Raw genomic sequence first — 15,106 nt, forward strand, 5'->3', positions numbered from 1 at the left:
GCCCTCCCTACATACGGATGCGGGCGCCGACCGTCTCCGGTGCACGCCGATCTTTCTGCACGCCCTCCCCACGGCGCTGCACGACTCCCGGGTTACACGGCCCCCGCCCCTGTCAGCGCACGCACCTCGGTCTCCGCGTGCCGGGCCTCGTCCGGCACCTCACCGGAGGTGACGGTGCCGAGCCAGCCGGCGAGGAAGCCCAGGGGGATGGAGAACAAGCCCGGGTTCTGCAGCGGGAACAGCTGGAAGTCGGCGCCGGGGAAGAGGGATTCGGGGCTGCCGGAGACCACCGGCGAGAGCAGGACCAGCACCACGGCGGGGATCAGGCCGCCGTAGACGGCCCAGACGGCACCGCGTGTGGTGAACCGGCGCCAGAACAGGGAGTACAGCAGCACGGGCAGGTTCGCGGACGCGGCGACGGCGAAGGCGAGCCCCACCAGGAAGGCGACGTTGAGGTCGCGCGCCAGCAGGCCGAGGGCGATCGCGACGGCGCCGATGCCGACGGCGGCGGCCCGTGCCACGGCGACCTCGCTGCGCGGCTTGCCGCGCGGGCGGCGCAGCGAGGCGTACAGGTCGTGGGCGACGGACGCCGACGAGGCGAGGGTGATCCCGGCGACGACGGCGAGGATGGTGGCGAAGGCGATCGCGGCGACGATCGCGAAGAGAACCGTTCCGCCCGTGGAGCCGGCGCCGCCGCCCAGGTCGAGGGCCAGCAGCGGGACCGCCGTGTTCCCGGACGCGTGCGAGCCGCGGACCGCGTCCGTGCCGACGATGGCGGCGGCGCCGAAGCCGAGGACGATCGTCATCAGGTAGAACCCGCCGATGAGCCCGATCGCCCAGACCACCGACCGGCGCGCCGCCCGCGCGGTGGGCACGGTGTAGAAGCGGGACAGGATGTGCGGCAGCCCGGCCGTGCCCAGCACCAGGGCGAGACCGAGGCTGATGAAGTCGAAGCGGGCGGTCCAGTCCCCGCCGTAGGAGAGGCCGGGCGCCAGGAACGCCTCGCCGTGGCCGCTGCGTTCGGCGGCGGTGAGCAGCAGCCGGTCGAAGTCGCCGTGGAAGCGCAGCAGGACCAGCACGGTCAGCGCGACGGTGCCGCCGAGCAGCAGGACCGCCTTGACGATCTGGATCCAGGTGGTGGCCCGCATCCCGCCCAGCGACACGTAGATCACCATGAGCGCGCCGACGCCGATGACCGTCCAGGCCTGCGCCGCCTCGCTCGTGCCTCCGAGCAGCAGGGCGACCAGGCTGCCCGCGCCCACCATCTGCGCCACCAGGTACAGCACGGACACGGTGACGGAGGACGTTCCCGCCGCGATCCGCACCGGGCGCTCGCGCATGCGGGCCGCGACGACGTCGGCGAGGGTGAACCGGCCGCAGTTGCGCACGAGTTCGGCGACCAGGAACAGGACGACCAGCCAGGCCACCAGGAAGCCCACCGAGTAGAGCATGCCGTCGTAGCCGAAGAGGGCGATGAGCCCGGAGATGCCGAGGAAGGAGGCCGCTGACATGTAGTCGCCCGCGATGGCAAAACCATTTTCCATCGGGGAGAAGAGCCGTCCGCCCGCGTAGAACTCCTCCGCCGAGCCCTGCCGGTGCCGGCTCACCCAGGTGGTGATCGCCAGCGTGATCGCGACGAACGCGCTGAACAGCAGCAGGGCCAGGGTCTGATGATCACCCGTCACACCGCACCGCCTCTCCCGCGCGACAGCTCCTGTGCGTCCCAGCGCAGCTCCAGCGCGGCCCGGTCCCGGCGCAGCCGGGCGTGGCGTGCGTAGGCCCAGGTGAGCAGGAAGGTGGTGAGGAACTGTCCGAGCCCGGCCAGCATGGCCACGTTCACGGCGCCGGCGACCGGCCGTGCCATCAGCTCCGGCGCGGTCGTGGCGGTCACGACGTACGCCACGTACCAGGCGAGGAAGGCGACGACTCCGGGGACGACGAACCTGCGGTACCGGCTGCGGACCTCCTGGAAGGCCGCGCTGCGCTGGATCTCCAGATACACGTCGGCCGGGTCCGCGGCCGCGTCCCCGGGTCGCGGTGCTGGAACCGCCGCGGGCTGCTCGGCCGACTCGCCCCAGCCCGCGGCGAGGGCGTCGTACCACGGGTCGTCGTACCCGATGTCACGCGGCTCCCCGCCGGGACGACCATTGCTTGGCTGCATGCCCAAGGATGGACAGAACGGGAAGATCCCCGACTCTTCTTCCCCTGCCCCTTCACCCCATCAGGTGACAGCAGTGCTGGTCGCGGGGCCGTTTCCGGCTCGGTGCCGGCACCGGCCCCGCGCAGCGGCTAGGGGGTGTCCGCAACGTCGCGTCGTCCGCCCGAAGGGCGGGCCCTGCGGCGTCCGGTGCGTGCTCTGGGTCCCCCCGGCCGGAGGCTGGGGAGTGCCGGGCGGACATCCGCGTACTGGTTGTACTCGGGTGTCCGCCCGGTGCGGCGAGAGGGCGCGCCGGGCGTCGCGGGGCAGGCGGGACTTTGCGGACACCCCCTAGGCGTCGATGCGCGACCGGTCCAGCGTCGCGGCCGAGCTGGAGATGAACTCCTTGCGGGGGGCGACGTCGTTGCCCATGAGGAGGTCGAAGACCTGTTCGGCGGCCTCCAGGTCGGTGAGGTTGATCCGGCGCAGGGTGCGGTGGCGCGGATCCATGGTGGTCTCGGCCAGCTGGTCGGCGTCCATCTCGCCGAGGCCCTTGTAGCGCTGGATCGAGTCCTTGTAGCGGATCCCCTTGCTCTGGAACTCCATGAGCTTGTCGCGCAGCTCCCGGTCCGAATACGTGTACACGTACTTGTCCTGGCCCTTCTTGGGCTGGACGATCTCGATCCGGTGCAGCGGCGGCACCGCGGCGAACACCCGGCCGGCCTCGACCATGGGCCGCATGTAGCGGTGGAACAGCGTCAGCAGCAGGGTGCGGATGTGGGAGCCGTCCACATCGGCGTCGGTCATCATGATGATCTTGCCGTAGCGGGCGGCGTCGATGTCGAAGGTCCGTCCGGAGCCGGCCCCTATGACCTGGATGATCGCGCCGCACTCGGCGTTCTTGAGCATGTCCGTGACGGACGACTTCTGGACGTTGAGGATCTTGCCGCGGATCGGCAGCAGCGCCTGGAACTCGGAGTTCCGGGCGAGCTTCGCCGTACCGAGCGCGGAGTCGCCCTCGACGATGAACAGCTCGCTGCGGTCCACGTCGTCACTGCGGCAGTCGGCCAGCTTGGCGGGCAGCGAGGAGGACTCCAGCGCCGTCTTGCGACGCTGCGCGTCCTTGTGCTGACGGGCGGCGATGCGCGTACGGGCCGCGGCGACGGCCTTCTCCAGGACGACCCGGGCCTGCTGGGCGGCGTCGCGCTTGGTGGAGGTGAGGAACGCCTTGAGCTCCTTGGAGACCACGTTGTTCACGATGCGGCGGGCCGCGGAGGTGCCGAGGACCTCCTTGGTCTGGCCCTCGAACTGCGGCTCGGCGAGACGCACGGTGACGACCGCGGTGAGGCCCTCCAGGGCGTCGTCCTTGACGATGTCGTCCTCGGCCACGCGCAGCAGCTTCTTGGCGCGCAGCACCTCGTTCATCGTCTTGGCGACGGCCTGCTCGAAGCCGGCGACATGGGTGCCGCCCTTGGGGGTGGCGATGATGTTGACGAAGGACTTGACGGTCGTGTCGTAGCCGGTGCCCCAGCGCAGCGCCACGTCGACACCGAGCTCGCGGGTCACCTCCGTCGGAGTCATCTGGCCGTGCTCGTCCAGCACGGGGACCGTCTCCTTGAAGGTGCCCTGCCCGGTGAAGCGGAGGATGTCGCAGACGGGCTTGTCGGAGGCGAGGTACTCGCAGAACTCGCTGATGCCGCCGTCGAAGCGGAAGGACTCCTCACCCTTGCTGCCGCCCTCGCCGAGCCCGTACTCGTCACGGACGACGATGGTCAGGCCGGGCACCAGGAACGCGGTCTGGCGGGCACGCGCGTGCAGGTTCTCGAGGGAGAGCTTGGCGTCCTTGAGGAAGATCTGCCGGTCGGCCCAGTAGCGCACGCGGGTGCCGCTGCGGGTCTTCGGGATCTTCTTGGTCTTGCGCAGTCCGCTCCTGGCCTCGAACTTCGCGTCCGGTCCGAGGGCTGCGAAGGCGCCGGGGACGCCGCGCCGGAAGCTGATCGCGTGCGTGTGCCCGCCGCGGTCCACCTCGACGTCCAGGCGCGCGGAGAGAGCGTTGACGACGGACGCGCCGACGCCGTGCAGACCGCCGGAGGCGGCGTACGAGCCGCCGCCGAACTTGCCGCCGGCGTGCAGCTTGGTCATGACGACCTCGACGCCGGACAGGCCGGTCTTGGGTTCGACGTCCACGGGGATGCCGCGGCCGTTGTCCCGGACCTCCACCGAGCCGTCGTCGTGAAGGATCACCTCGATGTGGTCGCAGTAGCCACCGAGAGCCTCGTCGACGGAGTTGTCGATGATCTCCCACAGGCAGTGCATCAGACCGCGGCTGTCGGTCGATCCGATGTACATGCCGGGGCGCTTCCGCACGGCCTCGAGCCCCTCGAGGACGAGCAGGTGCCGCGCGGTGTAGTTGGAACCGTCGCGGTCTGCTCCTGCCAGCAGCGCTGTGGACGGCACGGACGTCTCGGCGGTCACGCGGTTCGCTCCTCGCTGAATTTCAGATGGGGCCCTCGTGGGTAAGGGCACCGCTTCAGTCACCGGTGAGAGGGTACCGAGGCCTGGTAGAGCCGTTGTAACGCCACCCTCGTCTGACCTCAGCCTAGTCGAGAGTCGTAAACTTGTTCGATCCCTCGATGGAGTGAAGCACACATCACGTTCCCTTCGAGGCATGAACCATTTAGGCTCCGGGCACGTCCTCATGAACAACCGGCAACCCAGCCGGGAGGGCCGACCACCGATACGACGCGAATCCGTACGACACACCAGACACGCAATACGGCACATTCGCCGCCAACCGGCAACAGCCAGCCATCTCGGAGAGATTTTTTTCGAGAGAAAGCCACGAGCGGGAACGTTTTGGGGCTGGTTGGATGTTGACCCTGGTACGACAGCTCGTCGAGCTAGAGAAGAGGCGACGTGACTACTGTTCTGACCCCCGCGAGCCCGCTGACGGCCGCCGATCGCTGCGACCGCTGCGGCGCCCAGGCATACCTGCGCGTCGTCCTGCTGAGCGGCGGAGAACTGCTCTTCTGCGCCCACCACGGCCGCAAGTTCGAGCCGGAACTCAAGAAGATCGCCGCTGAGATACAGGACGAGACGGAGCGGCTGACCTCCGCTCCGGGCAACGCCTCCGAAGAAGAGCGCTGACATCTCGCGTACGACGACGAGCAGCCCGGCACAGGCCGGCGAGCGGGCGGCCGCCTCCGTTCTCGGAGGCGGCCGCCCGTGTCATGCTCTCGTCCCACCGGAGGCTCTCCGGGCCCCTCTGGGGGCGTCACCGGGGGCCTCACCTCCCTGTGAGGCTCGTGAGGCTCACCCCCAGCCGAGCGTCCGCAGGACGTCGGAGATGCGCGTGTAGACCCCCGGGCTGCCGGCCCAGCCGCAGCCGCTCCCCCAGGACACCAGTCCTATCAGCCGCCCCTGCGCCACCAGCGGCCCTCCGCTGTCCCCCTGGCAGGCGTCCCGGCCCCCTTCCTCCTCCCCGGCGCACAGCATCGTCTCGGCGCGGTAGGTGCCGGCGGAACCGCCGGGATAGGCCTTCTCGCACAGGGAGTCCGGCAGTACGTGCATCCGTGCCGCGTGCAGACTGCCGGCGTAGCTGCCGCCGCCCGTGGTGTCCCCCCAGCCGTAGACGGTGGCGGGCGTGTGCGCCCGGTACGCGGGATCGCCCGCGGCGGCCATGCCGATGACCGAGCCCGAGGGGAGCGCCTCGGCCAGCGTGAGCACCGCGAAGTCACCCGCGTTGCCGACGCCGTCGTAGGCCGGATTCACCCACACCGAGCGGACGGCTATCTCCTGGCCCTTGTCCGACAGCAGCTCCGTACGCCCGGCTATGACCCTGAGGTCACGGACCTGCTGCGGCTTCGCCCCCAGGATCTCCTCGTCCATGCAGTGGGCCGCGGTGAGCACGGTGGTCCGGCCGACCGCCACTCCCCCGCAGAACTGTCCCGCGCGCGTACCTCCGAACAGGTCACGGCTGGACAGCGCCACCGTCCAGGGACTCGCCGAGACATCGACCGGGAACCCGCCGACGACGATGCTGTCGGCCGCCGCCGAAGAGGCCGAGGCCAGCGGCATGGCGGTTGCGGCGGCCGCGAGGACCAAGGGCCGGACCAGGGCCCGGGCAAGACGACGTCGCATGCACACTCCTCACACTGGGGTGGTCGTTGGACACCCAGCGTGATCCACGACGCCGCACCACGCACCCGCGACAGGGCGCTCGGGCAGCCGCGACGGCACACCGGCCCCCGGACGGCTCGAAGGCCCGACACACCCCCGCGGACGGGGATGTGCCGGGCCTTCGGGACCGTACGGGCGCCGGTGGACTAGTCGAGGTAGTCGCGCAGCACCTGCGAGCGCGACGGGTGGCGCAGCTTCGACATCGTCTTCGACTCGATCTGGCGGATGCGCTCGCGCGTCACGCCGTACACCTTGCCGATCTCGTCGAGGGTCTTCGGCTGACCGTCGGTGAGACCGAAGCGCATGGAGACGACGCCCGCCTCGCGCTCGGACAGGGTGTCGAGCACCGAGTGCAGCTGCTCCTGCAGCAGCGTGAAGCTGACCGCGTCGGCCGGGACGACCGCCTCGGAGTCCTCGATGAGGTCACCGAACTCGCTGTCGCCGTCCTCGCCCAGCGGGGTGTGCAGCGAGATGGGCTCACGGCCGTACTTCTGGACCTCGATGACCTTCTCCGGGGTCATGTCGAGCTCCTTGGCCAGCTCCTCCGGGGTGGGCTCGCGGCCCAGGTCCTGGAGCATCTGGCGCTGCACGCGCGCGAGCTTGTTGATGACCTCGACCATGTGCACCGGGATACGGATGGTGCGGGCCTGGTCGGCCATGGCGCGGGTGATCGCCTGACGGATCCACCAGGTGGCGTACGTGGAGAACTTGTAGCCCTTGGTGTAGTCGAACTTCTCGACCGCGCGGATCAGACCGAGGTTGCCCTCCTGGATCAGGTCCAGGAAGAGCATGCCGCGACCGGTGTAGCGCTTGGCCAGGGAGACCACCAGACGGAGGTTGGCCTCCAGGAGGTGGTTCTTGGCGCGGCGGCCGTCCTCGGCGATGATCTCCAGCTCGCGCTTGAGCTTCGGCGCCAGCTTGTCGGAGTTGGCCAGCTTGTCCTCGGCGAACAGGCCCGCCTCGATGCGCTTGGCGAGCTCGACCTCCTGCTCGGCGTTGAGCAGGGGGACCTTGCCGATCTGCTTGAGGTAGTCCTTGACCGGGTCGGCGGTGGCACCGGCGGCGGCGACCTGCTGGGCCGGCGCGTCGTCCTCGTCCTCGTCGGAGAGCACGAAACCGGCGCTCTCGGTGCCCTCGGGCTCCCCCTCGGCGACCTTGGTGTCCTCGAGGACCTCCTCGTCCGCCAGCTCGACGTCGTCCTTCTTGGCGGTGGTCTTCTTGGCAGCCGTCTTCTTGGCCGTGGCCTTCTTGGCGGTCGCCTTCTTGGCGGTGGTCTTCTTGGCAGCCGCCTTCTTGGCGGGTGCCTCCTCCTCGACGGCCGGTTCGGCGGCGGGCTCCGCCGGGGTGGCGGTGGCGGTGGCCTTACGGGTGGGCGACGCCTTCGCCGCGACCGTCTTGGTGGCGGTGCGCTTGGCAGGACTCTTCGCTGCGACGCTCTTTCGGGTCCGCTTTGGCTCTGCGGCACTGACCATCAGCGTCACACCCTCTTCCTCGAGGATCTGGTTGAGGCTGCGCAGTACGTTCTTCCACTGAGTGGCCGGAATCTGGTCAGCTTCGAAGGCCCGACGCACGTCATCGCCGGCGATCTGCCCCTCAGCCTTTCCCCGCTCAATGAGCGCCATGACAGAGACGGACTCGGCGATCTCCGGCGGGAGCGTACGGGATGTGCTGGCCGACACGAACAACCTCTCGGAACGTTGGAAAACGGCTTCCGGCCCCGTCCACAGTGGACAGGAGCCGACCGCCGGCTTGGGGATGGGCCGACGGCGCGGGCGGGGGCCGGGGAGATGCACAGCGCCATGTACGGCGTCCGTATTCCCTCCGCGGCTGTCACCTCTTAGGTCATCGCGTTCTTTCCGGGAGCGTTACGCCCAATCCGCGTGGCCCGAGTCACACCCCGTAAGCACTCAAAAGCGGTCAGACGAGGACAAAAACGGTCACCGGTGGTCGAGGTCGCCACTCCGTCGGGGTGCGCCGGGCCTCACCGTGGTGACCGGGCCCTCGCCGGACCGCGCGGCTGCCTCTCCGCGCCTTGCCGGCACTCACTCTGCGGTCATTGTCCACGCACCGTGTACCCACTGAGCGCCTTGCCCTCGCTGTCGGACCCCGCCGGATCACTGGTGATCCCGCGGGGCCCGACAGGGGGGACGGCTCATCGGCCGGGCGCTGCCACAGGAGGGGGATGGCACGCCGGGCCGGGCCGCCCGCGGAACGCGGTCAGTGCTCGCGGGGAGCGGGCACCACGCGTTCTACGTCAGGGTGGACCGTGAGGAGCTGGCGCATGGCCGCCTCGGCCGCCGGGCCGTCGCCGGCCGCGAGGGCGTCGACGATCCGGGCGTGGTGGGCCACCGAGGCCTCGTTCGGCCTCTCACAGCCCGCGACCGGACCGCCCGAGACCTGGAGCGCGGCGGAGACGATTCCGGAGAGGTGCTCGAGCATGCGGTTGCCGGCGACCTGGATCAGCAGGGAGTGGAACTCGGAGTCGGCACGCGCGAAGGTGAGCGCGTCGCCCTGACCGATGGCGTGCCCCATGATGTCGACCATCGCGGACAGGCGCTGCTGGACGTCCTCGCGCCCGTGCCCGGCCGCCAGGCGGGCGGCCAGGGGCTCGATCGTCCAGCGCAGCTCGCTGAGCTCACGGCGCTGGTCGTCGCGCTGCGGCCCGAAGGCCCGCCACTCGATGATGTCCGGGTCGAGGAGGTTCCAGTCGCTGACCGGGCGCACGCGCGTGCCGACGTTCGGGCGGGCGCTGACCAGGCCCTTGGCCTCCAGGACGCGGAGCGACTCGCGGACGACGGTGCGGGAGACCTCGAAGCGCTGGCCGATCTCCTCGGGCACCAGTGGACGGTCGGCGCCCAGATCACCCGAAACGATCATCTGCCCCAGCTGCTGGACGAGTTGGCCGTGCAGCCCGCGTCCGCGGCTGCCCGCGGCGCGCCGGCTCACCCGGCCCAGCTCCGGGTCCGCGCCGTCCCAGACGGGTGCCCCGCCTCGGTCGACTGCGGGCGCCTCCTCAAAGGGGTAGCGGTCGAGTTCGCCCGGGCTCGCGAGGCCGGAGTCTGCGGAGCGGGCGGCGGTCATCATGGTGTGCGCAAGGGTACTCACGCATCCTTTGTCGGCGTCGCTTCCAACTCCCTTGAGGTCTTTGGTGAAAAGCACACGAAAGGGTGATCGCTCACGCCGTCGCAATTGACGCCTTATCGGAAAGAAATGGGCTTTCCTCGGGGAGTTGTGGGCACGGACGGGCCGAAAGCGGCACCGACGGTCGTCATCGGACCCTGCTGCGCAGGTTCGTGAACAGATACGCGCAGAGCAGCGTGGCCACGGACAACGCCATTGCCCCACCCACGGGTTGAGCGATCATGCGCAGCACGGCCTCCAGGTAGCGCTCCCCTCCGAAGGGCCACCCGAGCGGGAACAGCTCCCGCATCCGCGCGGGAAACCCGGCCGCGGCGCGCACCGACGATCCCCGCGTCACCCAGTGCATGAGCGGTACGACGAGGAGCGGCACGGCGACGACCGCGGCGAGCCCGGCTGTGGTGGACCGGAAGACACCCGCGGCGAGCACACCGGCCCAGGCGCAGCCGATCACGAGTCCGAGCCAACTCGCACTCAGTGCGAGCCAGTCGGCGGGAACCTCGACGAGCTCCCGTCCGTAGACGAGATAGAGCACCTCGGCGTCGCATCCGACGGTCAGGACGGCGAGCAGCAGCGCGGTCAGCGAGGCGACGAGGAGTTTGGCGGTGAGCAGCCCGAGCCGCCGGGGCACGGTGCCGCGATCGGCCGCCAGGGCGGGGTGGCGGAACTCGTCACCGAAGGCCAGCGCACCGAGCAGGCCCGCTCCGAGCGCCGCCGGCGGCAAGGGCAGCTCCCTCGGCCAGGCCGCCAGCAGCCGCGGCTGCGGGGTGTGTCCGAGGCGAGCCAGCAGTACGGCGGTGATCACGGACACCACGAGCACCGCGGCCCCGATGCCGAACCCGGTGCCGATCCCCAGCGCGCGCCGGATCTCGTAGCGCAGGGGGCGAAGGGGGCTGGGCGCGGGGCGGACGGTGATGGGAGGCGGCAGATCGGAGAGAGGGGCGAGCGGGGGGCGGGGCGGATGGCCGCGGACTTCGAGTTCGCCGCGGTCGTCTGGGTCGTCGAGACGATCGGGGTGGTGTGGGTTGGGGTTGGTGCCGTCTTGGGGTGACTGCTCGTTCGCGGCCGCACCCTCTGGTTGTGCTGGACAGGGAGGCGTTTGGACGGCGGTCGTCGCCGACGGCCTTTGCCCGGTGGTCGTCGCCGACGGCCTTTGCCCGGTGGTCCTCGCCGCCTCCTCAGGCTCCCCGGTCTCCTCGGGCTTCTCGGTCTCCCCTGTCTCCACAGTCCCCTGCGTCCCCGCCGTCTCCCCAGCTTCGTCAGCCGCGCTGTCACCCTCGGCATCTGCATCCGCACCGGCGTCCGGCTGCGGCTCCGCCGCGGCTCCGGAGGGGCCTGCTGCCCCCGGACCCATGTCGCCGATCTCGTCGGCGAGTTGGTGCACCACGATGCCGTGGCGGAACGCCGTCTCACCGATGGACGCGCAGCTGCTGCCGTAGACGGAGAGGCGGTTGCCACCCTCCAGCACGACCTCCACGGAACGCTGTGCTGCGCGGGCCTCCTTGGTGAGCAGCACCGAGAGGCGGGTTGCGTGCGGGCTGCGGACGGCGACGCGGGGACGCAGCCGGGTGCGTGCGAAGTCCGCGGTGTCCTGATCGGCGACGACCCTCCCCTGGTCCAGCGTGACCACCCGGTCCGAGATCCGTGCGGCCTCCTTGGGGTCCGCCGTCGTGCACAGAACGGTGCCGCCCTGGGCCGCGTAGGTCCGCAGCAGGCCGTACAGCCAGCGGTTCTCGCGGACGGAGAGCCCGTGCGCGGGGTTGTCGAGCACGAGTGTGTGCGGGTCGGCCAGCAGCGCGCAGGCCAGGCCGAGGCGGCGGTTCAGGCCGCGCGAGAGTGTGCCGAGCCGTTCGTCGCGCAGGCTCACGAGGCCGATGGCCTCCAGGACTTCGTCGGCCCGGCGAACCGGGACGCCTGTGGCGGCGCACAACATACGAAGATGCCCCCGCACCGTACGGGCCGGGTGCCCCGGTACATCGCCGAGCAGCACGCCGACTTCGCGTGCGGGGTGGGCGACGCGGTGCAGCGGACGACCTCTGAAGTAGGTGATGCCACGGCCCTGTTGCAGCTCGAGCATGAGTCTGAGTGCCGTCGTCTTGCCCGCGCCCGGTGCTCCGAGCAGCACGGTCACGCACCCCGCGGGCGCCTCGAAGGAGACGTCGTCGACGGCGGGCGGAAGCTCTTTGCGGGGGTTGCTGGTCAATCCGATGGCCTGGATCATCCGAAGCAAGATAGCGCGCCATATCGGATTTTTCGGGAATCCCCGGGCATGCTGCGGACAGCCTCGGGCCTGGGCTGCGGGCGCGCACCCGGCCGGCGCCCCTGCGGGGCGCCTCCGTCACACCTCGGGGCGCAGCATCGGCGGATTGAGCAGGGTGGCTCCGCCGGCCCGGAAGAGCTGGGCTGGGCGACCGCCCTGCCGTGTGGTCGTACCACCGGTGGGTACGAGGAAGCCCGGTGTCCCGGTCACCTTGCGGTGGAAGTTGCGCGGGTCAAGCGCCACCCCCCAGACCGCCTCATAGACGCGGCGCAGCTCTCCGACGGTGAACTCGGGCGGGCAGAAGGCGGTGGCCAGCGACGAGTACTCGATCTTGGAACGGGCGCGCTCGACACCGTCCGCGAGGATCTGGGCGTGGTCGAACGCGAGGGGTGCCACCGGCTCCCCGTCCCGGCCGTAACCGCCCTGCTGCAGCAGTTCCTCGACCGGCGCCCAGCGTGCGTTGCTGGCGTCGCCGCCGGCGCGCGGTGCGGGCAGGTCCGGGGCGAGAGCCAGATGCGCGACGCTGACGACGCGCATCCGCGGATCACGCTTGGGGTCGCCGTACGTGGCGAGCTGTTCCAGGTGAGCGCCGTTGTCCTGGGCGGGAACGGCCGGGTCGTGGACCCGCAGCCCGGTCTCCTCGGCCAGCTCGCGCGCCGCCGCCTGCGCGAGGTCCTCGTCGGCCCGTACGAAACCGCCCGGCAGTGCCCAGCGCCCCTGAAACGGCGGCTCACCCCTGCGCACCGCCAGCGCGCACAGGGAATGGCGGCGCACGGTCAGCACGACCAGGTCCACGGTGACGGCGAAGGGCGGAAACGCTGACGGGTCGTAGGGCATGCCGCGATCATAGTCGTCTGCCTGACGATAAACACTCCCTTCGCCGGTCGCATCCATGGCTGATCCACTTCGGTCCGCCACGGCCCGCGCCGTTCTCGTCCGGTATCCCCGCGATCACACGTCCGGCCAGGTCACACTCCCAGTTGCAGTCCGTCCGTGGCTTCCTCGACCATGGCCATTCCGAGGCGGCTGACCCGTACGGCGAAGGGCGCGCCGGCGACTCGCAGTCCGGTGAGGCCGATCTCGCCCAGTGGTGCGCTGCGCATCGGGCGCAGGGTGACCGTCCCGGCCGGGGCGTCCGGGCGGATTCCCGCGAGGGCGGTGATCAGCAGGACGCCTGCGGCCGCGGCCGTCGCCGCGGGGCGGCAGGCGGTCGGGTGCGGGAGCGGCGCGCTGCCCTCCGTCCGCTGCAGACCGGCGTACATCTCAGGCAGCCGATGCCCGAACGCCTCCGCCGCCCCGAGGATCCCCCGCAGCAGCGAGGCCGCCTCTCGCTCGTAGCCGGCCGCGGCCAGACCCGTGACGGCGAGTGCCGTCTCGTGGACGCGTACGGCACCGGCGCGGTGGCCGAACGGGTTGTGTCCCGGCTCGTTCGCGGCCAGCCCGCGCAGCCCCCACCCCGCATCCATCCCGGGGGCGCCGAGCAGCCGGGCCAGTTGCTCGGTGCGCGCCTTGTCCAGGAGGCCGGGGGCGAGTTCGCCTCCGCCCAGCAGGCCGGTGTCGAGCAGGTGCACTGTCCATGCGCCCAGGTGCGGCACGAGGCGGCCGTCCGGCGTGCGGGCCGCGGCCGGCCGTCCGCCGCCGCGGTCGTCGATCCAGAAGTCGTCCTGGAACGCCGTGCGCAGTGCGTCCGCCCACTGCCGGAGTCCGTCGGCGCCCGGTCTGCCACAGGCGTCGAGCAGATCGGCTCCGAGCAGCGCGGCACGATGGGCGTGGGCCTGCGTCTCGCAGCGGACGGGACCGCCCGGGTGCGGGTCGGGCAGGCAGACGCCGTCGCCCACGGTGTTGCGCAGCCAGGTCAGACAGCGTTCGGCGGCGGGCAGCAGCTCCTGCGTCTCACGCTCGGGCAGCCCCCAGCGGCGGGCCTCGGCCAGGAGCACGGGGAACAGCAGGGTGGCCTCCGTGCCCGTGCAACTCGGGGGGAGACAGGGTCCCGCGTCCCGGCGAGGGCCAGGGATGCGGCCCGACTGCGGTCCGGGGCCGGTGAGTTGGGTACGGGCGAGCGTACGCAGGGTGCCTGCGGCGAGGGTGGTACCGAGGGGCAGCGCCATGCGCGCCGCGGCGAGCGCGTCGGCCGGCGCCAGACCGCATCGCCACGGTGCGCCGGCGGCCGCGTAGACGGCAGTGGGGTGCGCGGGGTCACGCAGCAGCAGCGCCCGCAGATCCTCGATGCTCGTCCGCAGCAGCGCGGACACCCGGGCGTCGTCCCCCACAGCACGGGCCGGGGCCAGCGGGCTCGTGGCCGCACGGCCCGCGGTGCGCAGAGGCGGGGTCCCCTCCAGCCGTACGCGCAATTCCACGCTCACGCTGCCGCCCGGGGGCAGGTCGAGTTCCCAGCGCAGCAGTCCGGCCGAGGCGAGCGCGTCGGCGGGCGCGGGCTCGGCCGTGACCGACGCGGTTGCCGCGGCGCACGCCCAGCGCAGGCCGGAGTCGCTCACTGCGGCGGGCAGCTCCGGACCCGCCCCGCCCGACGCGATCTCTCCGAGGTCGGCGAGGTCCGTGCCGAGGGCCGCCTCGACGGACAGGCGCAGCGGACGCTGCGCCGCGCTGTGCAGCGTGATCCGCTCCGTACCGTCCGCGCATCGGGTGCGTTCGACGAGAACATCGGGATCCGGGCCGCCGTGCGGGGCCGTGCGCAGTGTTCCCACGAAGCGGGCACGATCGGCGGCGACCATCCGGGCCTGCACCGCGAGCGGCTCCCGCCCGCCGACGCGGACCTGGCACCGGGAGAGAAGCCGCCGCCCGGCCCGGTAGAAGCCCTCAAGCCCGTGACCGGTCAACTGCCCGCCCTCCGTCGAGATGACGAGCCCGGGAAGTGCGACGCAGATCAGAGCCGTATGAGCGGGCGGCAACTCGGCGGTCCGCCGGGGAGCGGCGCCCGTGCCACCGTGAGGAGGCGTGCGGGGCCGGTGCGCCTCGGCCCCGGCGGGTGAGGCGACGGCCGGTCGCGCGGTGGGTGGTTCGCCGGCTGGGCGCGTCCGGCCCGGCGGCGGGACGGAGGGGCCTGGGGTGCCGCCCGTGCCGGATGAGGACCCGGCAGGCGTCGTGAGCCGCGAAGGCTGTCCGGCCTCGGTGGAGTGGTCGTCGTCGGCCGTGGGCCAGGGCGGACTCGGCTGGTGCATGGACAGGCTTTCTGTGCGCTCCGGGGGCCCTGACCGCGTCCGGTGCCGGGGGCATCCGGGCGGGCAGGGGCTGCACGGCGTCCCGCCTCGTGCAGGCGTTCTGCCACTGGGGCGAACGGCACCGGCCTCCGCCAGGTCACGCCCGCAGCCGAGTGACCGCGCCGTCCGCCCGCCACCGCCTCCCGATCCGCGCGGGCCCCTGGCCGTTCGCTT

At 71.5% G+C, this 15,106-nt stretch carries 10 protein-coding genes; 1 reads left to right on the plus strand and 9 read right to left on the minus strand.

Annotated features, from left to right (window positions below; translation table 11 throughout):
• Positions 1–92: 92 nt before the first annotated feature.
• From AB0412_RS29070 to AB0412_RS29080, 3 genes are all read right to left on the minus strand, one after another.
• Positions 93–1,685: a cation acetate symporter gene (locus tag AB0412_RS29070; protein WP_366405565.1), complete on the minus strand. Its 1,593-nt coding sequence runs from the start codon at positions 1,683–1,685 to the stop codon at positions 93–95.
• Positions 1,682–2,161, minus strand: a complete 480-nt coding sequence (locus tag AB0412_RS29075) for a DUF485 domain-containing protein (RefSeq protein WP_366405566.1) — start codon at positions 2,159–2,161, stop codon at positions 1,682–1,684. Before AB0412_RS29075 ends, AB0412_RS29070 begins: the two co-directional genes overlap by 4 nt.
• A 327-nt stretch (positions 2,162–2,488) precedes the next feature.
• The gene (locus AB0412_RS29080) at positions 2,489–4,612 is read right to left on the minus strand and encodes a DNA topoisomerase IV subunit B (RefSeq protein WP_366405567.1); all 2,124 of its coding nucleotides are present in this window, start codon (positions 4,610–4,612) and stop codon (positions 2,489–2,491) included.
• Between the two features lie 441 nt (positions 4,613–5,053).
• On the opposite strand from AB0412_RS29080, the gene AB0412_RS29085 reads away from it, so the two are divergent.
• Positions 5,054–5,284, plus strand: a complete 231-nt coding sequence (locus AB0412_RS29085; RefSeq protein ID WP_366405568.1) for a hypothetical protein — start codon at positions 5,054–5,056, stop codon at positions 5,282–5,284.
• A 165-nt stretch (positions 5,285–5,449) separates the two neighbouring features.
• Here the strand turns inward: AB0412_RS29085 and AB0412_RS29090 are convergent, their stop codons facing one another.
• The 6 genes from AB0412_RS29090 to AB0412_RS29115 form a co-directional block, all read right to left on the minus strand.
• Entirely contained in the window at positions 5,450–6,277 is an 828-nt protein-coding gene (locus tag AB0412_RS29090) for a serine protease (protein ID WP_366405569.1), read from the minus strand.
• A gap of 185 nt (positions 6,278–6,462) precedes the next feature.
• Positions 6,463–7,995, minus strand: coding sequence for an RNA polymerase sigma factor (locus AB0412_RS29095; RefSeq protein ID WP_366405570.1), 1,533 nt, complete (start codon positions 7,993–7,995; stop codon positions 6,463–6,465).
• A gap of 538 nt (positions 7,996–8,533) precedes the next feature.
• On the minus strand, positions 8,534–9,421 hold the full coding sequence (locus AB0412_RS29100; RefSeq protein ID WP_366405571.1) for a FadR/GntR family transcriptional regulator: 888 nt from the start codon (positions 9,419–9,421) through the stop codon (positions 8,534–8,536).
• 163 nt (positions 9,422–9,584) lie between these two features.
• Positions 9,585–11,675 carry an ATP-binding cassette domain-containing protein gene (locus AB0412_RS29105; protein WP_366405572.1) on the minus strand — a complete coding sequence of 697 codons (2,091 nt, stop codon included), beginning with the start codon at positions 11,673–11,675 and terminating at the stop codon, positions 9,585–9,587.
• Positions 11,676–11,792: 117 nt separating this feature from the next.
• Positions 11,793–12,551: an NUDIX hydrolase gene (locus tag AB0412_RS29110; RefSeq protein WP_260826124.1), complete on the minus strand. Its 759-nt coding sequence runs from the start codon at positions 12,549–12,551 to the stop codon at positions 11,793–11,795.
• A gap of 131 nt (positions 12,552–12,682) precedes the next feature.
• Positions 12,683–14,599, minus strand: a complete 1,917-nt coding sequence (locus AB0412_RS29115; protein ID WP_366405631.1) for a glycogen debranching N-terminal domain-containing protein — start codon at positions 14,597–14,599, stop codon at positions 12,683–12,685.
• Between the last annotated feature and the right edge of the window lie 507 nt (positions 14,600–15,106).

The organism is Streptomyces sp. NPDC052012 (assembly GCF_040689265.1).
Lineage (GTDB): Bacteria > Actinomycetota > Actinomycetes > Streptomycetales > Streptomycetaceae > Streptomyces.

Bases quoted from the DNA above. Each gene is read 5' to 3' on its own strand.
- AB0412_RS29075 (WP_366405566.1), bottom strand. From the start codon at position 2,161: ATGCAGCCAAGCAATGGTCGTCCCGGCGGGGAGCCGCGTGACATCGGG.
- AB0412_RS29105 (WP_366405572.1), bottom strand. From the start codon at position 11,675: ATGATCCAGGCCATCGGATTGACCAGCAACCCCCGCAAAGAGCTTCCG.
- AB0412_RS29090 (WP_366405569.1), bottom strand. From the start codon at position 6,277: ATGCGACGTCGTCTTGCCCGGGCCCTGGTCCGGCCCTTGGTCCTCGCG.
- AB0412_RS29110 (WP_260826124.1), bottom strand. From the start codon at position 12,551: ATGCCCTACGACCCGTCAGCGTTTCCGCCCTTCGCCGTCACCGTGGAC.